This window comes from Photorhabdus sp. CRCIA-P01, from assembly GCF_003545805.1.
Classification (GTDB): Bacteria; Pseudomonadota; Gammaproteobacteria; order Enterobacterales; family Enterobacteriaceae; genus Photorhabdus; species Photorhabdus antumapuensis.
This window is the reverse complement of sequence record NZ_NMQR01000053.1, coordinates 1-24,147: the sequence shown is the minus strand read 5'-3', so window position 1 is coordinate 24,147 and position 24,147 is coordinate 1. Positions and strand designations below refer to the sequence as shown.

Here is a 24,147-nt window from a genome sequence, read left to right as displayed (position 1 = left end):
TAGGTAAATAGGTAAATAGGTAAATAGGTAAATAGGTAAATAGGTAAATAGGTAAATAGGTAAATAGGTAAATAGGTAAATAGGTAAATAGGTAAATAGGTAAATAGGTAAATAGGTAAATAGGTAAATAGGTAAATAGGTAAATAGGTAAATAGGTAAATAGGTAAATAGGTAAATAGGTAAAATAAACACTTTAACTCTGTGATTAAATATATTTACACAACAAAAACAGAGCCTGTAAAAAACAAATTATCAATTAGCTAAAATGTATTTTAGAAAACAATATAGCACGCAGTCACATTATAGTGTCATATTATACAGAACGCCAATACGGTACATAGGTTAATACTGCAATATAAAACTTCTCCTCAATACTTCTTTCATACCTCTGAAATATAGTAGGGATGGCTACAATAAATATACCATTGTTTTTATCCCTTAATTAGTATAAATTATCCACAACTGAGCCCGGCCCCCTGGCTTAAATCTTACTTAATGAGATGATTGTTATGGCTGGGCCTTCTTATATTCGAACTATGAAAATTACAACGCTGTGACTGAACCAGTCAAAGTTCATAAAGAATATGACAGACTAGTCGATCTATTACAATTTCGAGATATAAATATTACTGCTCAAATATAGGAATGATATTCTTGCTAGGTTAGGCATTCCCCCAGGAAATGGCCCAATATTACAGAACTGGCTAAGTGCAATGAATGTACTCAGGAATCGATGCGCACATCACTCCCGGATTTGGAATAAAGTTAACGAACCAAAACTAAAGCCACTACCAAATCATCCTTTTTTTAATAAATTAGGATTAACTGATGATTCCTATGAAAGAATGTACGGCATGATTGCTATATTATGGTTCTTGATTAAAGAGATCGGCCCAGGTTCAAAATGGATATCCACTGTAGCAGATTTAATATATAGCAAGCCAAAACTACCCGGATGCAATTTAACAGCAATGGGGCTACCTAATAATGATGGATTCCCCCGAGTATTATTTGATATAGAGTGATCAAGAATAGAACTGATGATGGTGGATTACTTATTTACAATGACTCTACTGATAACAAGAACATTAGTAATAAGAAAAAAGATCTTATTCAGATCTTTCTCCCGTCAATATTTCGGTAGAAATTTTAAGTTTCTAAAGAGGAACAAATCCAATTACCTACACACGTCAAAAAGTCAAAACCTGATAAAACGCCAATAACCAAACGATAACGAAAGAAAATACACCCGCGATAATATCATCCAACATGATGCCTAATCCGCCATGAACATAGCGATCAAACCAGCGAATTGGCCACGGTTTCCACATATCCAGAATCCGGAACACTATAAAACCGGTTAAAACCCATTGCCAGTTAACCACAGGGATTGCCATCAAGGTAATCCACATACCGATAAACTCATCCCAGACAATACTACCGTGATCATGAACTTTCATATCATCAGAAGTACGCTGACAAATCATTATTCCGAAAAACATCCCAGCAATAATAACTAACCAGCAAACCCATACAGGAAACTGAATCAACAATAACCAGAATGGAATAGCCGCTGCTGATCCCATTGTCCCAGGCACAACCGGCGACAGGCCACTACCAAAACCCGTCGCTAATAGATGCCAAGGATTACTCATCCGTAAACGACGCTTTGCCTTATCCATGTGCCTCCTCGGCAATAAAGTGATCGAACCCTTTCAGATCTAATTTAATCTCTTTATTCTTGCTGTAGTAACGAATTCCCTCTGATTCCGCCATAATCTGTCCTACGCAGCTAAAACCAGCACCGGTATGCGCCAACGCAATTTCCAACGCACCACGATTCCTCTCCGGGACAGTAAAACACAATTCATAGTCTTCCCCACCACTCAAAGCCCACATCAAAGCTTGTTGTGGTTCAACGTACTGTTTCATTACATCAGAGTAAGGAAGCGCATCCAGATTTATTCTGGCTCCACATCGGCTGGCTTTTAGAATGTGACCCAAATCGGAAATCAAACCATCAGACAAATCAATTGCCGATGTCGCCAAACCACGTAGTGCTTGCCCTTGTAAAATACGAGGTTGCGGCTTGAGATGGCGCTGAACCAACCAGTTGCGGGATACCGGATCAGAAATTTGTAGACGGTTTTGTAACAGAGCCAAACCCGCCGCGCTATCACCCAACGATCCACTCACATAAATCCAATCGCCATTTTTTGCGCCAGCACGCCGTAACGCCCTGCCTGCGGGAACCAAACCATGAATCGTCAACGTCAGACTCATCGGGCCGCAGGTAGTGTCACCACCAATAAGCTGCATACCATAATAACGCAACTGTTCAAACAGACTGTCACTGAAATCACTCAGCCAGCGTTCATCCACTTCCGGTAATGTTAACGCCAATGAAAGCCAGGCAGGATCAGCGCCGACCGCAGCCAAATCACTAAGATTCACAGCAAGAGATTTGTAAGCTAAATCTTCAGGGGAAATATCAGGTAAAAAATGAACGCCTGAAACTAAGGTATCCGTGCTAACAGCTAATTGTTGTTTATCGGCTAGTGTCATCAGTGCACAATCATCACCAATACCTAAATTTACATCACGCCGGTTAGTCTTCTGGCGATCAAAATAACGTGCAATGAGGTCAAATTCGCCACATGCCATAATAGAATCCCAAAAAATTACTGATGATCATGAATATAAGGCCGGTATCCCGGCCTTACAAATCATCGTCTACGGTGGGAAAATCCCGACAAGCAGTAGCTTATCTTTTTCTGCGTACCGCCGGACCAGATTTATCCAGTACTCCGTTCACGAATTTGTGACTATCTTCAGCACCGAAGACTTTTGCCAATTCGATAGCTTCGTTAATAGCCACTTTATAAGGGACATCATCACGATAACTTAGTTCAAACATAGCAACACGCAAAATGGCTTTTTCTACCTGACCTAACTCTTCGAGCTGACGGGAAAGATAAGGGGCCATCAAAGCATCCAGCTTAGCCGCATTCACAGCTACTCCTGACAGCAATTCACGAAAATAGGTTACGTCAACACCAGTGACGTCCTGCTCCGACAGAAACTGTAATTCAACATCAGCAATGCTATTGCCAGATAATTGCCATGAATATATAGCCTGAACAGCGCACTCACGAGCACGACGACGAGCAGCAGGTTTCACAAGATTCCCCTTAATTAAAACTAAAATCAGCCTTTAATGGCATTAATTACATTGACCATTTCCAGTGCGGTTAATGCAGCTTCCGCACCTTTATTACCCGCTTTGGTTCCAGCGCGCTCAATCGCCTGTTCAATGCTTTCTGTGGTCAGAACACCAAATGCTACTGGAATTTGACTGGTCATCGCCACACTAGACAGACCAGAACTGCATTCACCAGCAACGTATTCAAAATGAGCGGTACCACCACGGATAACTGTACCTAGCGCGACAACGGCGTCATATTTTTGAGTTTCGACCAATGTCTTCACTATTAATGGCAACTCGTAAGCACCAGGAACCCAGACAACAGTGATATTCTCTGAGGCAACCTGACCGATACGCTCAAGCGCATCTACCGCCCCTCCTAACAGACTGTCATTAATGAAGTTGTTAAAGCGTGCAATGGCAATCGCCACACGAGCTTGTGGAGCTGCAACAACACCTTTGATTACGTTCATAGCCTTCCTCTATCTGTTCATATCCGCAGGGGGGCGGATTCTATCATATTCTTTCGTTAGCTGCGCCTGCCGATTTAGCAGCAGAGCATAAAAACAGGCAAACTAACCCACACTCACATATTCAGTCAGTATACAGGCCGCAGACGCAGACGAAGATCAGGCCCAACTTGCTGTATGTCAAAAATGTCAAATTCCGGCGCATCCGCCAGATTTTTGAGTTCAGGAATAGTGAACAAACCACAAGCCGTATCACCTAGCACTTTTGGCGCAACGTAAAGAACCAATTCATCCACCAACCCTAAAGTTAGCAATGCACCCGCCAGCAATGCCCCACACTCAGTCCAGACTGTGTTGATCCGACGCTTACCCAATTGCATCATCAATGACACCAAATCTACCCCAACACCATGAGCAGGTAACAGTATCTGTTCTACATTTTCAGATAAGTCATGTTCATCCGTTTTAGTACGAGCCAGCCAGCAATAACCGGGCTGTTGTATGACCTGATGCTGAGAGCCAACACGATTCTGACTGTCAACAATAACACGTACCGGTTGACAAAGATTTTCCTCGGGATAAACCGCCTGGGTTTCTGCGTCCAATTCACCCCAACGGACCGTCAAGCAGGGATCATCAGCTAAAACAGTGCTACTGGAACTCAGAATCGCGCTACATTGAGCACGGAATTTTTGCACATCACAACGAGCTTGTGGTGATGTAATCCATTTACTTTCGCCAGAAGCTAATGCAGTTCGCCCGTCAAGAGAAGAAGCCATCTTCAACTGAACATACGGGAACCCAGTACGCATCCGCTTCAAAAATCCCCGGTTGAGAGATTCAGCCTCCTCCATCATCAGCCCATGTTCTACTGCAATACCAGCCTGTTGCAGCTTATACAGCCCCCTGCCTGCTACTTGTGGATTAGGATCCTGCATCGCCACAACCACACGGCTAACGCCAGCCGCAATCAACGCATCGGCACAAGGCGGTGTTTTACCGTGATGACGGCATGGCTCAAGCGTGACATAAACAGTTGCGCCTTTAGCTTTATCTCCGGCTATCCGTAAAGCGTAAACTTCAGCATGCGGCTCACCAGAACGTAAATGAAAACCTTCCCCAACAATTTGCCCATCACGCACAACCACACAACCGACGTTAGGATTAGGTGACGTGGTAAAGCGCCCTTGACGCGCCAATTCCAGAGCACGCGCCATATATTTTTTATCGTTATTCACTGGCTCAACCTTGTAATTTAGCAATCTCTTCGCCAAATTCACGAATATCTTCAAAACTGCGATAGACAGAAGCAAAGCGGATATAGGCGACTTTATCCAATTTCTTCAATTCATCCATGACCAGATTACCAATCATTTTGGATGGAACTTCCCGCTCACCGGTAGCACGTAACTGAGATTTAATATAGCTAATCGCCATTTCTACATCATCAGAACTGACCGGGCGCTTTTCCAGTGCTTTTTGCATACCACGGCGCAATTTTTCTTCATCGAACGGCTCTCGGATATCGTCACTTTTTATTACTCTAGGCATAACCAGCTCAGCCATTTCAAAAGTGGTGAATCGTTCATGACATTCAAGACACTGGCGCCGCCGGCGTACCTGCGAGCCATCCCCTACCAAACGAGAGTCAATCACCTTGGTATCAACAGCAGCACAAAATGGGCAATGCATATCGTTTCCTGATGGTTAATCCGAACTAAATTTACAGTTTATCCTTAATCTGAATAAAAAACACCCTGTCAGCCAGATACTCACAGGGTGTTTGAACAGCATCAAGGCAGAATAATTAAGGCAATAAAGATGGCTGATCAGCCCCTTCCTTCTCAACCTTTTGCTGGATCATGTGTTCACGCTTCATACCCAGTTTCAACGCTAAAGCGGAAGCAACATAGATAGAAGATACCGTACCGATAGAAACACCGATTAACATCGCTAGTGAGAAACCCTTCAACATCGCACCACCGAAAATATACAACATCAACACCACCAGTAAAGTTGTTGCAGACGTCATGATGGTACGGCTCAATGTTTGCGTCAGAGAGACGTTCATAATTTCATACGACGTACCACGACGGATCTTACGGAAATTCTCACGGATACGGTCAGAAACCACGATACTGTCATTCAATGAATAACCAATAACCGACATCAGCGATGCCACAATGGTCAGGTCAATCTCAATATGGAACAGTGACAGAACCCCTAACGTGATGATGACGTCATGGGCAAGGGCGAGAACCGCACCCAATGCTAAACGCCATTCAAAACGGAATCCAACATAAATCAAGATACAGATAAGCGCCGCCAGCAACGCCATTGCACCATCTTGGGCGAGCTCAGCACCAACACTCGGCCCAACAATTTCAATACGATTGACACTCGCATCTTTATCAATGGTGTCATTAATGACCTTAATAACCTTTTTACCCAGTTCCTCATTAGCCGCTCCCGTCACTGGCGGCATACGCACCATTACATCACGGCTACTACCGAAATTTTGCAACAGAGGATCTTCAAAACCCGCTTTTGCCAGGTTATCACGCATCTTATCCAGATCAGCAGATTGACTGAGTTTGATTTCGATTACCGTACCACCGGTAAAATCGAGTCCCCAGTTAAACCCGCGGGTTGCCATCACAAAAACAGAAGCTACCAACAGCAGCAACGAAATTCCGAAAGCAACGTTGTCCCAGCGCATGAAGTCATAGACTCTGCGACCGTAGTTCAATTGTTCAACAGTATAATCCTGTGCCACAACGTACTCCTTAAATTGACAGCTTCTTAATACGCTTACCGCCGTATAGCAGGTTGACGATCCCTCGAGTACCTACAATAGCGGTGAACATAGAAGTCGCGACACCAATTGACGTTGTTATCGCAAAGCCTTTAATTGACCCGGTACCAACAGCATAAAGAATGACCGCAGTAATCAACGTGGTCAGGTTCGCGTCAATAATACTAGAGAAAGCGCCTTTATAACCTTCATGTATCGCTTGTTGTACTGTCCGGCCATTACGCAATTCTTCTTTAATACGTTCATTGATCAGCACGTTAGCATCAACCGCCACCGCTAGCGTTAGCACAATACCCGCGATCCCCGGCATGGTTAATGTCGCCCCTGGCAACAGAGACATGATACCGACAATCAGCACCAGGTTAGCCAACAACGCACTGCTCGCAATCAAACCAAATTTGCGGTAGTAAACCACCATAAACAGAATTGATGCAATTAAGCCCCACAGACAAGCTTCTAAACCTTGTTCAATGTTTTGCAGACCAAGAGTTGGCCCAATAGTACGTTCTTCCACAATCTGAATCGGCGCAATCAAAGCACCCGCACGCAACAGTAAAGATAACTGACGCGCTTCGGTTGCGTTGGAAAGGCCCGTGATACGGAAATTGTTCCCCAGACGAGTCTGAATATTAGCAATGTTAATCACTTCTTCATGTTTAACTAACACCGCCCGACCGTTAGCATCTTTCTTACCGCTGTCTTTATATTCCACAAACAATGTTGCCATTGGTTTACCAACATTGTCTTTGGTGAAATTAGACATCGCTGTGCCACCGGCACTGTCCAGTGAAATACTCACCTGTGGATTACCATATTCATCGGTATCCGGGATTGAATCTGTAATGTGATCACCGGTCAGAATAACACGTTTATATAACACAACCGGATTACCATCACGGGTGCTCTTCACCTCGGAATCACCTGGCACACGGCCCGATGTAGCTGCGGTAGAGTCAATACCGGTATTGACCAGACGGAATTCCAACGTTGCTGTCGCACCAAGAATCTCTTTTGCACGAGCAGTATCCTGAATACCCGGTAATTCAACTACAATACGGTCAGCACCCTGACGCTGAACCAATGGTTCAGCCACACCCAGCTGATTAACGCGGTTACGCAGAATAGTAATGTTCTGCTGCACCGCGTAAGAACGGGCTTCGCGCTGACGTTCATCACTCATCACCGCTTTCAGGGTATTATTGCTTCCAATACTGAAAACTAAATCACGGTGACGGCCAGTAAGATAGTTTTCCGCCTCAGACCGCGCTTTTTCATCACGGAAGCGGATTTCCACACCGTAATTATCAATTTTACGGGCGGTGGAATAAGAAATGCCTTTTTCACGCAAATCAGTGCGCAGGCCATCAATATTCTGCTCTTGCAGTTTGCCTAATGCAGTTTCCATATCCACTTCCATCAGGAAGTGCACCCCACCTCGCAGATCAAGGCCCAGTTTCATTGGCTCAGCGCCAACCTTACTTAACCAGGTTGGTGTCGCGGGCGCCAGGTTCAATGCCACCACGTACTGATCGCCTAATGTGGACATCAATACTTCACGGGCACGAAGCTGAATATCGGAATTATTGAAACGAGCAAGAATCGCGCCATTTTCCAGCGCAATAGATTTACTCGCGATTTGATTTTTTTCTAAAACATTATGGACTTGGGCCAGCGTTTGCTCACTGGCGGCAATGCCTCGCACGCCAGTGATTTGTACAGCCGGATCCTCACCATAAAGGTTGGGAAGTGCATAAAGCAAACCGATGAGGATCGCAGCGATCAGCATCAGATACTTCCACAAAGGATAACGGTTTAGCACGGCAGTTCCCTTCGGGAAAATCAGAAATTACAGAGCCTTCATTGTACCTTTCGGTAAAACGGCAGCGACGAAATCACGTTTAATGGTCACTTCAGTAGTGTCATTCAGTGCTACAACGATATAACCCGTGTCAGAAACTTTAGTGACACGACCAATCAAACCACCATTGGTCATCACCTCATCACCTTTGGAAATAGAATCCATCAGCTTTCTGTGTTCTTTGGTACGTTTCTGTTGTGGACGCAGGATCATGAAATAGAAGATCAAACCGAAAACGACCAGCATGATGATCAAAGAATATGGGCTTCCCTGAGCCGGTGCGCCAGCAGATGCTGCTGCTTCAGAAATAATACTCATTAAAACTTCCCTCATTGTTATCAAATTCAATAGTAATCAAAAACTAGCCGCAATATGCTATACACGCTGAAACCAGTCAATCACTAATTAAGTCAAATACTTAATGCCGGAACGGGTTTACCAATCCGTTGATAAAAATCTTCAACAAACTGTTCAAGATTACCTTCCTCGATGGCTTGACGGATCTTAGCCATCAGGCGCTGATAATACCGCAAATTATGGATAGTATTCAGCCTTGCACCGAGAATTTCGTTACAACGGTCAAGATGATGCAAATATGCCCGACTATAATTTCGACAAGTATAACAGTCACACTGCTCATCCAGTGGCGAAGTATCCTCTTTATGTTTGGCATTACGGATTTTAATCACACCATCGGTCACAAAAAGATGACCATTACGGGCATTACGGGTTGGCATCACACAATCGAACATATCAATGCCGCGACGAACTCCCTCCACCAAATCCTCTGGTTTCCCTACCCCCATAAGATAGCGCGGTTTGTCTTGCGGGATTTGCGGACAGACATGTTCAAGAATACGGTGCATATCCTCTTTAGGCTCCCCTACCGCCAGACCCCCTACAGCGTATCCATCAAAACCAATCTCTACCAGACCTTTTACCGAGATGTCACGTAAATCTTCGTAAATGCTTCCCTGAATAATACCAAACAAAGCATTTTTATTCTTTAGCTCATCAAAACGCTTACGACTACGCGCCGCCCAACGTAAAGACATCTCCATCGAACGTTTCGCATAATCCCAATCAGCAGGATATGGCGTACATTCATCAAAAATCATGACAACATCAGAACCCAAGTCATACTGGATTTCCATCGATTTTTCTGGGCTGAGGAAAACCGGCGTACCATTAATTGGGTTACGGAAATGTACCCCTTCCTCTTTGATTTTGCGCATTGCGCCAAGGCTGAATACTTGAAAACCGCCTGAATCCGTCAAGATTGGACCATGCCACTGCATAAATCCATGCAAATCACCATGAAGTTTCATGATTTCCTGCCCTGGGCGCAGCCACAGATGGAAAGTATTGCCAAGCAGGATCTGCGCACCGGTTTCTTTCACTTCTTCCGGTGTCATTCCTTTTACGGTGCCATAAGTCCCAACTGGCATAAATGCCGGCGTTTCCACCACGCCACGCTCAAAAATCAGACGACCACGACGGGCTTGACCGTCGGTAGTTTGTAATTCAAATTTCACTTAACCTCCAGGCATCAGATAAACAGTCCGATGCTGTTGCTTGAGACCAGACAAAGTCGGAATTGACTGTTAAATCGAGAGATCTACATAACCGTGTTCTCAACAATATTTTCCAGTCAATGCCATAATCATTATATTGAATTAAGAAATCTTCTCCTGGCACGCCAAGGGATTACGACGAATAAACATGGCATCACCGTAACTAAAGAAACGGTACTTTTCCGCAACCGCCCCTTTATAGGCATTCATCGTATTTTTATAACCCGCAAACGCAGAAACCAGCATAATAAGTGTCGATTCCGGCAAATGGAAATTAGTAATCAACGCGTCCACAACCTGATATTCAAAACCCGGATAGATAAAAATTTGCGTGTCATTAAAAAATGGCGAAATTAATCCATCCTGACAGGCTTTTGCTGCACTTTCCAGCGAACGAACCGACGTTGTGCCAACGGCAACAACTTTGTTACCTCGCGCTTTGCATGCCAGCACAGCATCAACGACATCCTGTGGCACTTCTGCATACTCAGCATGCATAATATGATCTTCAATGGTCTCCACCCGCACTGGCTGGAAAGTACCAGCACCAACATGCAACGTCACAAAAACCATTTCCACGCCCTTTTTACACAGCGCGTCCAATAATGGCTCATCAAAATGAAGACCAGCTGTTGGTGCAGCTACCGCCCCGGGCCGTTCACCGTATACAGTTTGATACAACTCACGGTCTGCCTCTTCATCAGGACGATTAATATAAGGCGGCAAAGGTATATGACCTATGTCATCCAAAATGGACAACACATCACGCTCATCATCAAAACGTATTTCGAACAGGCTATCATGGCGAGCCAACATGGTTGCTTTAAGACTTTCATTGTCACCCAATAACAGCTCGGTTCCCTCTTTTGGTGCTTTGGAAGCACGCACATGTGCAAGTACCCGCTTATCATCTAGCACCCGTTCGACCAGCACTTCCAGCTTACCGCCAGTAGCTTTCCGGCCGAAAATACGCGCAGGTATGACGCGGGTATTATTGAAAACCAGCAAATCTCCGGCATTCAACTTATCGAGAACATCCGTAAAAATACCATGCGTCAATGCCCCCGTTTCACCATCAAGCGAGAGCAGACGGCAGCCACTGCGTTGCGGTTGAGGGTAATGAGCAATCATTTCGTCAGGAAGTTCAAAAGTAAAATCGGAGACACGCATTATATTTAATCATTCAGAAAAACAGGCGGACTAGTCTAGTGCCGCAGCCCTAAGGGTGCAACAAATAAGCACATAACTTCACGGATTTATATTATAATTGCCGAATGAATTTTCTCGCTCACCTTCATTTAGCTACTCTGGCTGACAGTTCCCTGTTAGGAAATCTGATGGCAGATTTTGTTCGCGGCAACCCAGAGGGGCAATACAGCGCTGATGTGGTTGCAGGTATTCGTATGCATCGGCGAGTTGACGTATTAACAGATACCCATCCATTGGTTATTCAAGCCCGTCACTTATTCAGTGATCCATATCGACGGGTTGCGCCGATTACTTTGGATATTATCTGGGATCACTTCCTCTCCTTGAATTGGGATAAACTGGTTCCCATCTACTCATTACCGGCATTTATTCTCCATGCTCGCAACCAGATTGAACCTCATCTTTATCAAACTCCCGAAAAGTTTCAGGAACTGAATGAATTTTTATGGCCGCAAAATTGGTTGATCCGCTATGCAGATCTTGCATTTATCGCAGATGTATTAAAAGGCATGGCCCGAAGACATCCCAAATTATCGGCTTTATCGGGATCATTTCAGGATATAGAGCAACATTACGCTGATTTCGAAGCACTATTCTGGCAATTTTATCCCTATATGATGGAAAAAGCAGAAAATAAGGATTTTTACTGCTTACCCCAATAGGCGTTTACATTCAAAATATCGCCTTTATTTAAGTCCAACTCAAACATGATTGATCTACAGTCAGTAGAACTCACTATTTTCTACTCCATGAAACTCGTGTCAAATTAAGTCACTATGCGCCACAGCTTACGAAGCAAACAGCCTCATCCAAGCAACACAGAGAGTCATTACAGTAAAGAAAATAAAAATAAAGTATTGATAGGTAAAATCTATTGCAAAGATTAGTATTTTATCCTTTATTGGTGTACGCTAATTCCTTATTCTATATCAAATTTTCACATAAACCCCGCAAAACTACAGGAGTAACTCATGGTTCTGGTAACTCGTCAAGCCCCTGACTTTACAGCAGCAGCGGTCCTCGGCAACGGCGAAATAGTTGGGAATTTCAACCTGAAAAAACACCTGAACGGTAAACCTGCCGTTATCTTTTTCTGGCCAATGGACTTTACTTTCGTATGTCCTTCTGAGCTGATCGCATTTGACCACCGCTACGAAGAGTTCAAAAAGCGCGGTGTTGAAGTTATAGGTGTTTCTTTTGATTCTGAATTCGTCCACAACGCATGGCGTAAAACTCCTGTCGATCAAGGTGGTATTGGCGAAGTTAAATATGCAATGGTTGCTGATACTAAACGCGAGATTCAAAAATCCTACGGCATTGAGCATCCAGATGCAGGCGTAGCTCTGCGTGGTTCTTTCCTGATCGACAAAAACGGCGTCGTTCGTCATCAAGTCGTCAACGATCTGCCTCTGGGCCGTAACATTGACGAAATGCTGCGTATGGTTGACGCGCTGCAATTCCATGAAGAGCACGGCGATGTCTGCCCTGCACAGTGGGAAAAAGGTAAAGAAGGCATGAGTGCTTCTCCAGATGGCGTAGCTAAATACCTGTCTCAAAACGCTGCTAAACTATAACCTTAGATATTACCCATATTTAGACCAGCCGGTGATTACGGCTGGTTTTTTTATCGCTGAAATTCCTCGTTTTGCCACCTTGCGCACAAAAAACCTCCTTCCCGATAACTATCACCACTTACAATTAAATTTACAATTGATTAACATTAAAATCTCTGTAAATAAAACAAGTCATTCCACCGATAAAAATAACCTCGCCAAAAGACAGGAGCTTACAACATGTTGAAAACATGGAAAACACCACTGGCAATCATATCCTTGCTCATCTCATCCCATCTTTATGCCGCTTCGGAACCGGCTGTTGAAGCTAAAAATGGTATGGTCGTTTCAGCCCAACATCTTGCTTCACAAGTTGGCGTGGATATCCTCAAAATGGGTGGAAATGCCGTTGATGCAGCGGTTGCCGTTGGCTATGCCCAAGCCGTCGTCAATCCATGCTGCGGCAATATTGGTGGTGGCGGCTTTATGACAATTCATTTAGCTGATGGTACAGATACTTTTATTAACTTCCGCGAAACTGCGCCAAGTGCGGCAAGTGCCGACATGTATCTGGATAAAGAAGGCAATGTTATTAAAGGAGCCAGTTTATATGGTTACCGCGCTGCCGGTGTGCCCGGAACCGTAATGGGATTAGACAGCACTCTAAAAAAATATGGCAAATTGAGCCGTGAACAAGTCATGGCGCCCGCAATTAAGCTGGCACGAGAAGGCTTTATACTAACCCGTGCAGACACTGATATTCTGGACACCTCAATCAAACGCTTCCGCAAAGATCCAGAAGCAGCCCGTATTTTCCTACGCAAAGATGGCTCTCCTTATCAACCGGGCGACAGACTGATACAAACCGATCTGGCAAATACGTTAGAGTTAATTGCTAAAAAAGGGCAAGAAGCTTTCTATCATGGAAATATCCCTAAACTGGTCGCGGAAGCCGCTAAAAAATCCGGCGGCATTATTACCGAAGCCGATTTTGCCAATTATAAAATTTCAGAAACAACCCCCGTCACCTGTAACTATCGCGGTTATAAATTTATCTCTTCCCCACCACCGAGTTCAGGCGGAGTCACCATGTGCGAAATTCTGAATATTTTGGAAGGCTATAACCTCAAAGAAATGGGATTCAACTCGGCTAATTATATTCACACACTGACAGAGGCCATGCGCCATGCCTACATGGATAGAAACACTTACCTTGGTGATCCAGAATTTGTTAAAAATCCAATCGATCGCTTACTGAGTAAACACTATGCTGAATCTCTACGTAAAAAAATAGAGCCAGGTAAAGCAACATTATCGGAGAATGTTCAGCCAGGGATTGGACCCCATGAGAAACCAGAAACCACACACTACTCCATTGCCGACAAAGAAGGTAACGCAGTTTCAACTACCTATACTATCAACGGACTTTTTGGTGCTGTCGCCATCGCCCCCGGAACAGGTTTCTTCCTCAATGATGAGATGGATGATTTCACCACTAAAATTGGTGAGAAGAATCTTTATGGTCTCGTTCAAGGTGCAACTAACTCTATTGCCCCTGGTAAGCGCCCACTATCCTCAATGAGTCCGACACTTGTCACAAAAGACAATAAGGTATTCCTTGTCCTGGGCTCACCCGGCGGCTCCCGTATTATCTCTATTACCCTGCAAACCGCCTTAAACATCATTGATCACGGTATGTCTCCTCAAGAAGCGGTCAATAGCCCTCGTATTCATCACCAATGGTTACCCGATGAAGTTTATTATGAGCAACGTGGGATTTCTAAAGACTCGTTGAATTTACTAGAAAAAATGGGATACAAGATGGTGGAGCAGATACCGTGGGGTGCTGCTGAAGTCATTATGGTTGGTTTACCTAAAACCGCTGGCACTTCAGCTAATTCTTCAGGTAACGATGCCGCCGTATCTGGTCAGGTTCGTGAAAACCATTTCTATGGCGCCAATGATGTTCGACGCCCAGCAGGTGCGGCTATTGGTTACTAATAGATAGCCGGTAGCCCAAGAAACCATCAGATATCGGGATAGGAGCGCCTTCTCAGAAACCCTATCCCGTACTCTCCCTAAACATCTAACGATGACAAGCCGTCAGAATAAACGGGCTATTATCATTGATGAGTTTGCCTCTCGCGAGCACCCGAACGCCCTAAAACTCGGTCATAAATACCAAACACGACTAAAACTAGCAGGGATGGCGCTAACCAGGCTAACCCCTGATCCGCCAGTGGTAAACGAGTTGCCCAGTTCGGTAATAAATACGCCAGTGCTTCAGATGATTTAATCGCATCCAAGATACCAAACATCAGACTAACTAACATTACCGGCGCCAAAATACGGGTAAAATTGTGCCACCAGCACAGCGTGAAACTCAACACAATCAGAACGATACAAGGTGGATAAATAGCGGTCAGTACCGGTATGGAAATCTTAATCAAATGACTCAGACCAAGGTTAGAAGTCAACATGGAAAATCCACCCAAGATCAGAACCAGTGAACGATAAGACAGGGGCAAATAACGGTTGAAAAACTCAGCACATGCACACGTTAATCCAACCGCAGTCACCATACAGGCAACGAAAATCAACACAGCCAAGAAAATACTGCCGACTCCACCAAAAGTATGATGGACATAGGCATGCAAAATGACAGCACCATTTTCCGCATGAGGCACTAACGATCCACTACCAGCACCTAATTTGAACAGAGATAGATAAACCAGTATCAGACCAAGACCAGCAATAAAACCTGCCCACATTGCATAACGGGTTAATAATGAAGATGAGGCAACGCCTCTTGAACGCGCTGCGTTAACAATGACAATCCCAAATACCATCGCACCCAGCGTATCCATTGTCAGATAACCATTGACGAAACCGCTGGAGAATGGGATTTGCTGATAAATATCAATAGCTGGAATTGAACTACCTGCCGGCCAAAGTAAAGCAGCAACACCAAGTATACCTAACGCCAACATCTTGATGGGTGCTAACACATGCCCGACAGTATCAAGCAAACGGCCTGGATAAAGGGAAACAGCAATGACCAGAACAAAATAAACAAGACTGTAGATAAACAGGGATAACTCACCGGTACTGGTAAGCGGGGCAATGCCTACTTCAAAAGAGACCGTTGCAGTCCGTGGGATAGCGAATAAAGGACCAACAGCCAAATAACACACTGTCGCAAGCAGCAAACCAGCAACTTTACCAATAGGCGAACTCAGCTCTTCAATACCACCGCCAACTTTTGCCAATGAGATGATTGTAATGACGGGTAAACCAACCGCTGTCGTTAGAAAGCCTAATGCTGCCAGCCAAACATATTCACCTGATTGTAACCCCACCATAGGGGGAAAAATAATGTTTCCCGCCCCGACAAACAGAGCAAAAGTCATAAACCCTAATGCCCAAATATCCTTAGATGATAAACGATGTGTCATAATGATTATTAATATTTTGTTACCATATTTAATGGCCTGAATAATATAAATATCGTCAATAGTTAAGCCCATATTGACAATATTGAACCCTAATTTAACGATTTATTATCAAAATAATATTCACCAGGTATCTGTTGAAGACAGGTTATAGTGGTCATTATAGATAGAATCGCCAACAACTGCCCACAAGTAAAACTTTTATAGTGCCAGAAGGCAATAGATAAACCATAATGCAGAAGTATATGCCGTACTCTTTTTCAAAACTAGTGATTGCTGTTAGCTATCATTGAATAAACACTATATGATTTGCGTTTTTTTTAACCTGAAAAAATAATAATCAATTACGAAGATTAATTATTACTGTTAATCAAATTATTCCTATCTCTTCTGCTGGTTATTTTGACAGGTACAATCAATCCTGTCGGTAAAGTAAAACTAAAGATCGTCCCTTTGCCTATTTCGCTGGAAACTTCAAGATGAGAATGGTGATGATGTAAGGCATGTTTAACAATCGCAAGACCGAGACCACTTCCTCCAGTTTGTCTGGAACGCGCTTTATCTACGCGATAAAAACGTTCAGTCAAACGAGGTAGATGTTCAGCACTGATACCTTGCCCATTATCTTTCACTGTAAATTCAACACCGTGGGAATTCTTTTTCCAACTAACATCAATTTGAGTCCCTTTAGGAGTATGATTAACCGCGTTATAAACCAAATTCGACATTGCACTGCGAAGCTGCTCTTCATTACCGAACACTTTTAGATCTTCACCAATATCACAATTAATCTTATAACATTCATTACCCAGCGCTGTGGCTTCATGACGCAATACTTTAAGCATCAAAGGCACATCAACGACTTCATTCATATCAATTTGGGGAGCGACTTCAATTTTAGACAGTTGCAATAATTGTTTCACCAAACTGTCCAGCCTCCGGGTTTGCTCCTGCATCGTATTCAGCGCTTTCTTATTTAGCGAACTATCCTCTGCCTGATCCTGCATCACTTCCAAATAACCCTGCAAGACGGTTAGAGGGGTACGCATTTCATGACTGACATTGGCAAAAAAGTCACGACGAGCATTTTCCAGTGTTCGCTTCTGAGTCACATCTCTGGCAACCATTAAGAACTGCCCCTCAGAATAAGGCATCACCCGAAACTCAACAGTGAAACCATGATTTAATTCAATGGATAAAGGGCGAGAAAAATCCCTGGACAGGATATATCGGCTAAAATCAGGGTAGCGAAGTAAATTAAAAATATGCTGTCCATTGTCTTCAGGCCAACGAAAACCGAGCAAATGTTGTGCCAAATGGTTACACCAGAAAATATTACCTTCCGTTGTCATCATCACAATAGCATCGGGCAATGATTCCGCCCCGCTACGAAACCGTTTGATCAACAGCGCCAGCTCACGACGCCGTTTTCGATTCCGTTGCTGCATCTGATGAATACCATAGAAAATTGGCTCCCACCCTCCTCTCCCCGACGGTGGCAACATACTGCGATCCAACCATAGCCAATTCGAAAGTTTCAGCAAGTTATAACCATGCCATATCAGTACCAAAAACACCGAAGCAAATAAACACCAGGACAAATGACCAATAAATATCGACAGAATTGACGCAGGCAAACAAAAGAGAAACAGTTCTGAAACCAGTTTTTTCCAAGATAAACGTTCTAACACATTAGATTCTCCGGTGCGTGGACTTACTGCCTATCCCAATAGGCACTTAGTAACGGGTAGAAAACCGATAGCCCGTACCACGAACGGTCTGCACCATTTTATCATGGCCGCCAATCTCTAATACTTTACGTAAACGGCGAATATGAACATCAACAGTTCTATCTTCAACATAAACATTTGCTCCCCAAACATAATTAAGCAACTGTTCACGGCTATAGACTCGCTCAGGGTGAGTCATAAAGAAGTGCAGTAATTTAAATTCCGTCGGCCCCATATCCAGTGCTTTATCCTGGCTGGTCACCCGATGGGACATTGAATCCAAAATCAAACCATCCATTTCGATGATATCTTCCATGACCATCGGTGAAATACGCCGTAATACCGCTTTAACTCTGGCAACCAACTCCTTGGGAGAGAAAGGCTTAGTAATATAGTCATCCGCCCCAACTTCGAGGCCACGCACCCGATCTTCCTCTTCACCACGGGCAGTCAACATCATCACCGGAATATCACGAATATTATTATTCCGTTTCATCTGCTTAATTATCTGCAAACCAGAACCACCGGGGAGCATCCAATCCAATAACACCAAATCAGGATAGGGTTCAGATAAACATGCCAACGCAGAATCATAATCCTCTGCTTCTACCGGCTGATACCCGTTTTTTTCCAGAACAAAACAGACCATCTCACGAATCGGAGCTTCATCTTCAACTACCAGAATGCGTCTTGCCATGATTAATCCCGTTAATATATTGAGATAAACGCTACTTAGTTTGAAAAAGCATTATGCGTCAGTTTTATGACAAATTTATGAAATCCTGCCTTGGTTATCCTCTATCTGCAATCGATTTCGCAATAATTAATTTAACAATTGTCATATTTCATAATGAATGCGAAGCCGCTCGGAGATATATTCACGAAATCAGATTTAAAAGCGACATCCAGAATATAGCGATTATAATCATGCTTCACTTCAACCAATGACGGCGAAACTATGCGTATTATTCACACTTCGGACTGGCATCTTGGCCAATATTTTTTTACAAAAAGCCGGGCTGCTGAACATCAACATTTTCTGCGCTGGCTGATTAAACAGATTGAACATTATCAAGCCGATGCGTTAATTGTTGCCGGGGATATATTTGATACCGGTTCACCACCTAGCTATGCCCGTGAACTGTATAATCGCTTTGTCGTTGAACTACAACCGACCGGCTGTCAGTTAATTATCCTTGGTGGTAACCATGATTCAGTAGCAACATTAAATGAATCAAAAGAACTCCTTTCCTGCCTGAATACCACCGTTATTGCTCATGCAGAAAAAGATCCACAAAAACAGATAAAAGTACTCACCACCAAACAAGGCGATGCCGGTGCAATTCTTTGTGCAATCCCTTTTCTGCGGCCAAGAGATATTATGCTCAGCCAGTCTGGTCAGTCAGGAGAACAAAAACAACTCGTATTACAAGAAGCCATTGCAGAACACTATCATCGACTCTATCGGCAAGCGTGTGAATTACGCGATGAATTGAATTTGCCCTTACCTATCATTGCTACCGGGCATCTGACGACCGTTGGCGCCACTGTTACAGATTCGGTGCGGGATATTTATATTGGTACATTGGATGCCTTCCCGGCGCAAGCTTTCCCGCCGGTAGACTATATTGCGCTTGGGCATATTCACCGGCCACAAATAGTGGCTAAATCTGAACATATTCGCTACAGCGGTTCCCCTATTCCTCTTAGTTTCGATGAAATCGGGCAAGAAAAAAGTGTTTGTTTGGTGGAATTTACCCAAGACAAACTGGAATCCATCAAGCTTTTACCCATTCCGCAATATCAGCCCATGCAACTAATCAAGGGCAACCTACAACAAATTGAACAACAGTTGAAAACTTTTAATGACTATCAAGGAGAGCAACCCGTCTGGCTGGATATTGAAGTTGCAACCCAAGATTACCTCCATGATATTCAGAAAAGGATTCAATCAATGGTTGCTGAGTTTCCTGTCGAAGTCATTCTGCTACGACGTAGTAAAACACAGCGACAAAATAGGCTAGCACAAGAAAACAGAGAAACTCTGACAGAACTTAGCGTTAACGAGGTTTTTGCCCGACGGCTCGCACAATCAGCACTCGCAGATGAAGAACATAAAAAACGTCTGACCACCCTTTTCGAACAAACACTGAACGATATCTATCAGGCTAAAAACAAGGAGGAGCAGGCATGAAAATTTTGAGTCTACGGCTAAAAAACATTAACTCATTACAAGGTGAATGGAAAATTGATTTCACAGCAGAGCCGTTTGCCAGCAGTGGTCTGTTCGCCATAACCGGCCCTACCGGTGCGGGTAAAACCACTTTATTGGATGCGATCTGCCTTGCGCTTTATCACGAAACGCCACGCTTGACGATTTCTACCTCACAAAATGAGCTGATGACCCGACATACCGCAGAATCATTGGCTGAAGTGGAGTTTGAAGTAAAAGATGTCGCTTACCGTGCTTTCTGGAGCCAACGACGAGCGCGTAATCAACCCAATGGCAATCTGCAAGCCCCTAAAGTGGAACTCGCCCTTAGCAATAGTGGCAAAATTCTGGCCGATAAAATCCAGGATAAGAAAGAGAAAGTCATTGAAATTACGGGATTAGATTACGGCCGTTTCACCAAATCCATGTTGCTATCCCAAGGAGATTTCGCTGCTTTCCTTAATGCTCAGCCAAACGAACGGGCTGATTTATTGGAAGAGTTAACCGGTACTGAAATTTACGGAATTTTATCCCAACAAATTTACCAACAGCATAAACAAGCACAGTCAGAGCTGGATATTCTACAAGCCAAAGCATCCGCCATTGATTTGCTAACAGCAGAGCAGCATCAACAATATCTGGAACAACAGCAACAGCTCACCCATGCCGAATCACAACTCAATCAGCAGATAAAAATACTGCAACATTCGGCACAATGGCTGACACGCGAGGAAGAACTTGAGCAACTTGCCACTGAAAATAACGCGTCCTTACAACAAGCAGAAAAAGCGCTGACTCATGCAGAACCGCAACTGCAAAAACTGGCTAGCAGTGAACCCGCGGAAACACTGCGCCCATTGCTGGATGATAAAAACCGAACACAATATGAACATCAGAGAATCAGCAAACAGTTGGCAGAGATGCATCAGCAACTTCATCAACAACAACAGACGCTCACGCCGATACAACAAAACGTGACTCATGCGGATTCTGCCAAAACAAAGCATCAACAACACCGGCAACAACAAGAAAAGCTGATAACAGAACAGGTGATTCCATTAGATCATCAAATTGCGGTACAGATTAAAGAGCTCAATCTTACTCAGCAACAAATCAACGAGCAGAAAACCGCGCTTGAAAACCGTTGTCAACAATATGACACAGCAAATCAGCGCGCCCTATCATTCACCAATCAAAGAAAACAACTGGAAAACTATTTCGAACAACAACCTTATCATCAATATTTCGGTGAAAAGCTGGCTTTTTGGCAACACCAATTCTCTTGGTGGCAAGAACAGCAACAACAAATTGATCACCAGACGCAAAAAGTTGACAAGGTCACTACCGAAATCGCGCAACTTAACGATTATCTGCATAAACAAGGGGAAGACTTAAAACAACAGATTGAAAATAACCAACCACTGGAACTGGCATTTGAGCAGGCCAAGCAACAATTTTTTACTCTGCAAGAACAATATTCGCCGGAGAAATTAAAAAAACAATTAACTCAATATCAGGAACAGCTACCGCTGCAACATAAACTGGAAATCCTGTCCCCACAAATCTTGCAATTACAAGCCACTATTGCCAGTCATCATATTCGCTTACAACAACCGGAAAAATTATTAAAGGAACTTCCTGTTCAAATTGAAACCATTGATAAACAACTCTCAGACAAACAGCAACATTTAGCCGATCTTGCTCAACGTATTCAGTTAGAACAAAAGATTGTCAGTCTGGAAAAAGAGCGGGCACAACTCAAGGAAGGCTCCCCTTGCCCACTGTGCGGCTCTGAACATCATCCTGCAATTCAGGCTTATCAAAATATTGAATTACCAAAATCAGAACAACGGTTAAAAGATTTACACCTGCAATTCGATGAGTTACAAGCCACCAAAATATCATTGGTTAATAAAAAAGAGTTCCAACAGCAACAATACGACCATATTTTGCAAGAAATTGCTGATGCTGAACCACGATTGAATATATTAACTCAACAATGGCAAGAAACTTGCGCAATATTACAGATCGAAATTTCTCTTTCGGATAAACCCGCCCTTGAACTATTTGTGCAACAAAACCAATCTGCTTATCAGCTTTGCCAGACTCAATTAACCGAATTTGAACTGGCAGAAAAAACGTACCAGAAAACAGAAAAAACCCTGGCCGCTCATCAAGAACACATTAAAGAAATTGAGCGAAATATTGAACTGAGTAAGCATCAACACAATGTACTGAAAAAACACTTATCTGAACTGCAACCAGATATACAACAGCAACAGCGTAAGCTAACGGATGTCATCGAAAAGATGACGTCAGAATTACAGCAATATGATTTATCACTGCCAATGCTGAATGAGAGTGAAAACTGGCTGCAACAACGTAGAAAAGAGTGGCAGGTATATCAAAGCTGTCATGAAAACTGGCAACAGCTCCAAAAAGAAGAGGCGGTTATCCAAAATCAGATTGAATCATTGCATAAACAGAAAGAAGAATATGTATCTCGTTTAAATGGGCTTCATCAAACAACTCAACAACAGAAACAGCAACTCGCAGAGACACAACAACAGCGCCAACAACTATTTGGTGAGCAATCGGTTACGGACATCACTCAGGCATTACAACAACAATCTCAACAACTGGAAGAAGCATACAAACAGGCACAATCACATCTGCAACAGGCACAATCCAGTATTAGCCAACTGACCGGCGCCATTCATGAGACAGAAAAAAACGATAACCAGTCTGAACAACAAAAACAGCAGGCAGAACAAAACTTCAATGCTGCGTTAGCAAAGAGCCCATTTGCCGATCAGCATGCCGTTGAATCGGCGCTATTATCGCAAGAGCAACGTAAGGAATTACAACAACTCAAAGAACAGCTTGAACAACAGCAGATACAAGCCAACGCCCTATGCCAAAAAGCAGCAGAAACTCTGCAACAACATCGGAAAAATCGCCCTGAGTTACTTAATCAATATACAAAATCGCAACTGACCGAACAGTTGGAAAACATTACTAATGAGCTAAAAAGAAACACCTTACAACAAGGAGAGCTGAAAAACCTGCTTGGTAATGATGCAATACGCCGTCAACAGCAAAAATCCTTATTGGAAGAGATCAGCCATTGCCAACAAAATTATGATGACAGGAATTATCTTAATAACCTGATTGGTTCGGCTGATGGTGCTAAATTCCGTCGCTTTGCTCAAGGATTAACACTGGATCATTTGGTTCATCTCGCTAATCAACGGCTGAAAAAATTGCACGGACGCTACGATTTGCAACGTAAAAACAGCGATGGTCTTGAACTACAAGTGGTTGATACCTGGCAAGCCGATGCTATTCGTGATACCAAAACACTTTCTGGTGGCGAAAGTTTTCTGGTCAGCCTCGCTCTGGCTTTAGCACTATCTGATTTAGTCAGCAATAAAACCAGTATTGACTCACTGTTCCTAGATGAAGGCTTTGGCACACTTGATCAAGAAACCCTTGATATTGCTCTTGATGCGCTGGATCATTTAAATGCTTCCGGTAAAACCATTGGTGTTATCAGCCACATTGAAGCCATGAAAGAACGGATACCCGTACAGATTAAGGTTAAAAAAATTAATGGTCTTGGGATAAGCAAACTCTCACCTGAGTTTCGTTATGACAAGTCATAATCGAGCACAACAAAAACGTTTCCCAAAGTGAACTAAATACAGTCAACTTTTCCTCGAAAGGTACTCCCGCCAACATAAAGGCGGGAAAAAAATTCTGACAAAACGTTACCCTTGCTGGTTTTGAATGTACTGTTTAACAGCTTCCAATGGTGCTCCTTCGCATGAGCCTACAAAATAAGAATTTAACCAAAGCACTGGTTTGCGGTAAGCATCCCTTAAAGACGATGGTTTTAATAGCTTAATAGCTTAATAGCTTAATAGCTTAATAGCTTAATAGCTTAATAGCTTAATAGCTTAATAGCTTAATAGCTTAATAGCTTAATAGCTTAATAGCTTAATAGCTTAATAGCTTAATAGCTTAATAGCTTAATAGCTTAATAGCTTAATAGCTTAATAGCTTAATA

General features: G+C 43.3%; 20 protein-coding genes and 1 pseudogene. 6 read left to right on the top strand and 15 right to left on the bottom strand.

The window, feature by feature from the left end:
- The first annotated feature begins 623 nt into the window (after positions 1-623).
- Entirely contained in the window at positions 624-1,025 is a 402-nt protein-coding gene (locus D3222_RS20680; protein ID WP_118987810.1) for an Abi family protein, read from the top strand.
- 165 nt (positions 1,026-1,190) lie between these two features.
- Here D3222_RS20680 and pgpA read toward each other — a convergent pair whose 3' ends face one another.
- The 11 genes from pgpA to queA form a co-directional block, all read right to left on the bottom strand.
- On the bottom strand, positions 1,191-1,682 hold the full coding sequence (pgpA, locus tag D3222_RS20675) for a phosphatidylglycerophosphatase A (RefSeq protein ID WP_118987809.1): 492 nt from the start codon (positions 1,680-1,682) through the stop codon (positions 1,191-1,193).
- Positions 1,675-2,664, bottom strand: a complete 990-nt coding sequence (gene thiL / locus D3222_RS20670) for a thiamine-phosphate kinase (protein ID WP_118987808.1) — start codon at positions 2,662-2,664, stop codon at positions 1,675-1,677. The genes pgpA and thiL overlap by 8 nt, the downstream gene beginning before the upstream one ends.
- A gap of 100 nt (positions 2,665-2,764) precedes the next feature.
- Positions 2,765-3,181: a transcription antitermination factor NusB gene (nusB, locus tag D3222_RS20665; protein ID WP_112879366.1), complete on the bottom strand. Its 417-nt coding sequence runs from the start codon at positions 3,179-3,181 to the stop codon at positions 2,765-2,767.
- A gap of 26 nt (positions 3,182-3,207) precedes the next feature.
- Complete coding sequence (gene ribH, locus D3222_RS20660) at positions 3,208-3,678, bottom strand: 6,7-dimethyl-8-ribityllumazine synthase (RefSeq protein WP_118987807.1); 471 nt, start codon at positions 3,676-3,678, stop codon at positions 3,208-3,210.
- Positions 3,679-3,803: 125 nt separating this feature from the next.
- Positions 3,804-4,913, bottom strand: a complete 1,110-nt coding sequence (gene ribD / locus D3222_RS20655; protein WP_198672882.1) for a bifunctional diaminohydroxyphosphoribosylaminopyrimidine deaminase/5-amino-6-(5-phosphoribosylamino)uracil reductase RibD — start codon at positions 4,911-4,913, stop codon at positions 3,804-3,806.
- 4 nt (positions 4,914-4,917) lie between these two features.
- Entirely contained in the window at positions 4,918-5,367 is a 450-nt protein-coding gene (gene nrdR / locus D3222_RS20650; protein ID WP_036775072.1) for a transcriptional regulator NrdR, read from the bottom strand.
- 115 nt (positions 5,368-5,482) lie between these two features.
- Positions 5,483-6,451, bottom strand: coding sequence for a protein translocase subunit SecF (gene secF / locus D3222_RS20645; protein WP_112879368.1), 969 nt, complete (start codon positions 6,449-6,451; stop codon positions 5,483-5,485).
- 10 nt (positions 6,452-6,461) lie between these two features.
- Entirely contained in the window at positions 6,462-8,309 is a 1,848-nt protein-coding gene (gene secD, locus D3222_RS20640; protein WP_118987806.1) for a protein translocase subunit SecD, read from the bottom strand.
- A 27-nt stretch (positions 8,310-8,336) separates the two neighbouring features.
- On the bottom strand, positions 8,337-8,666 hold the full coding sequence (gene yajC / locus D3222_RS20635) for a preprotein translocase subunit YajC (protein WP_011148038.1): 330 nt from the start codon (positions 8,664-8,666) through the stop codon (positions 8,337-8,339).
- 92 nt (positions 8,667-8,758) lie between these two features.
- Positions 8,759-9,883, bottom strand: coding sequence for a tRNA guanosine(34) transglycosylase Tgt (tgt, locus tag D3222_RS20630; protein WP_118987805.1), 1,125 nt, complete (start codon positions 9,881-9,883; stop codon positions 8,759-8,761).
- Positions 9,884-10,024: 141 nt separating this feature from the next.
- Positions 10,025-11,092, bottom strand: a complete 1,068-nt coding sequence (gene queA / locus D3222_RS20625; RefSeq protein WP_118987804.1) for a tRNA preQ1(34) S-adenosylmethionine ribosyltransferase-isomerase QueA — start codon at positions 11,090-11,092, stop codon at positions 10,025-10,027.
- Positions 11,093-11,196: 104 nt separating this feature from the next.
- On the opposite strand from queA, the gene D3222_RS20620 reads away from it, so the two are divergent.
- The 3 genes from D3222_RS20620 (at position 11,197) to ggt (ending at position 14,685) form a co-directional block, all read left to right on the top strand.
- Entirely contained in the window at positions 11,197-11,793 is a 597-nt protein-coding gene (locus D3222_RS20620) for an acyl carrier protein phosphodiesterase (RefSeq protein ID WP_118987803.1), read from the top strand.
- A gap of 309 nt (positions 11,794-12,102) precedes the next feature.
- Positions 12,103-12,705, top strand: a complete 603-nt coding sequence (locus tag D3222_RS20615) for a peroxiredoxin C (protein WP_118987802.1) — start codon at positions 12,103-12,105, stop codon at positions 12,703-12,705.
- A gap of 219 nt (positions 12,706-12,924) precedes the next feature.
- Complete coding sequence (ggt, locus tag D3222_RS20610) at positions 12,925-14,685, top strand: gamma-glutamyltransferase (protein WP_118987801.1); 1,761 nt, start codon at positions 12,925-12,927, stop codon at positions 14,683-14,685.
- A gap of 122 nt (positions 14,686-14,807) precedes the next feature.
- Here the strand turns inward: ggt and brnQ are convergent, their stop codons facing one another.
- The 3 genes from brnQ to phoB all read right to left on the bottom strand — a co-directional run bounded on the left by brnQ (position 14,808) and on the right by phoB (position 18,563).
- The gene (gene brnQ, locus D3222_RS20605; protein ID WP_118987811.1) at positions 14,808-16,139 is read right to left on the bottom strand and encodes a branched-chain amino acid transport system II carrier protein; all 1,332 of its coding nucleotides are present in this window, start codon (positions 16,137-16,139) and stop codon (positions 14,808-14,810) included.
- Between the two features lie 350 nt (positions 16,140-16,489).
- Positions 16,490-17,827: a phosphate regulon sensor histidine kinase PhoR gene (phoR, locus tag D3222_RS20595; protein ID WP_118987799.1), complete on the bottom strand. Its 1,338-nt coding sequence runs from the start codon at positions 17,825-17,827 to the stop codon at positions 16,490-16,492.
- A gap of 46 nt (positions 17,828-17,873) precedes the next feature.
- Positions 17,874-18,563 (bottom strand): phosphate regulon transcriptional regulator PhoB, encoded by a 690-nt coding sequence (gene phoB / locus D3222_RS20590; protein WP_118987798.1) that lies wholly within the window; start codon positions 18,561-18,563, stop codon positions 17,874-17,876.
- 261 nt (positions 18,564-18,824) lie between these two features.
- Between phoB and sbcD the strand changes: the two genes are divergently transcribed.
- On the top strand, positions 18,825-20,060 hold the full coding sequence (gene sbcD, locus D3222_RS20585) for an exonuclease subunit SbcD (RefSeq protein WP_118987797.1): 1,236 nt from the start codon (positions 18,825-18,827) through the stop codon (positions 20,058-20,060).
- Positions 20,057-23,743 carry an SbcC/MukB-like Walker B domain-containing protein gene (locus D3222_RS20580; protein ID WP_118987796.1) on the top strand — a complete coding sequence of 1,229 codons (3,687 nt, stop codon included), beginning with the start codon at positions 20,057-20,059 and terminating at the stop codon, positions 23,741-23,743. Before sbcD ends, D3222_RS20580 begins: the two co-directional genes overlap by 4 nt.
- A 105-nt stretch (positions 23,744-23,848) precedes the next feature.
- On the opposite strand, the pseudogene D3222_RS20575 reads toward D3222_RS20580, so the two are convergent.
- Positions 23,849-23,962, bottom strand: a pseudogene (locus D3222_RS20575) (transposase); the annotation flags it as partial.
- Between the last annotated feature and the right edge of the window lie 185 nt (positions 23,963-24,147).

Excerpts from the sequence above, each read along its gene's own strand:
- thiL (WP_118987808.1), bottom strand. The coding sequence starts at position 2,664 with ATGGCATGTGGCGAATTTGACCTCATTGCACGTTATTTTGATCGCCAG.
- nrdR (WP_036775072.1), bottom strand. The coding sequence starts at position 5,367 with ATGCATTGCCCATTTTGTGCTGCTGTTGATACCAAGGTGATTGACTCT.
- D3222_RS20580 (WP_118987796.1), top strand. The coding sequence starts at position 20,057 with ATGAAAATTTTGAGTCTACGGCTAAAAAACATTAACTCATTACAAGGT.
- brnQ (WP_118987811.1), bottom strand. The coding sequence starts at position 16,139 with ATGACACATCGTTTATCATCTAAGGATATTTGGGCATTAGGGTTTATG.
- phoB (WP_118987798.1), bottom strand. The coding sequence starts at position 18,563 with ATGGCAAGACGCATTCTGGTAGTTGAAGATGAAGCTCCGATTCGTGAG.
- sbcD (WP_118987797.1), top strand. The coding sequence starts at position 18,825 with ATGCGTATTATTCACACTTCGGACTGGCATCTTGGCCAATATTTTTTT.
- ribH (WP_118987807.1), bottom strand. The coding sequence starts at position 3,678 with ATGAACGTAATCAAAGGTGTTGTTGCAGCTCCACAAGCTCGTGTGGCG.
- queA (WP_118987804.1), bottom strand. The coding sequence starts at position 11,092 with ATGCGTGTCTCCGATTTTACTTTTGAACTTCCTGACGAAATGATTGCT.
- ggt (WP_118987801.1), top strand. The coding sequence starts at position 12,925 with ATGTTGAAAACATGGAAAACACCACTGGCAATCATATCCTTGCTCATC.
- yajC (WP_011148038.1), bottom strand. The coding sequence starts at position 8,666 with ATGAGTATTATTTCTGAAGCAGCAGCATCTGCTGGCGCACCGGCTCAG.
- pgpA (WP_118987809.1), bottom strand. The coding sequence starts at position 1,682 with ATGGATAAGGCAAAGCGTCGTTTACGGATGAGTAATCCTTGGCATCTA.
- D3222_RS20620 (WP_118987803.1), top strand. The coding sequence starts at position 11,197 with ATGAATTTTCTCGCTCACCTTCATTTAGCTACTCTGGCTGACAGTTCC.
- D3222_RS20615 (WP_118987802.1), top strand. The coding sequence starts at position 12,103 with ATGGTTCTGGTAACTCGTCAAGCCCCTGACTTTACAGCAGCAGCGGTC.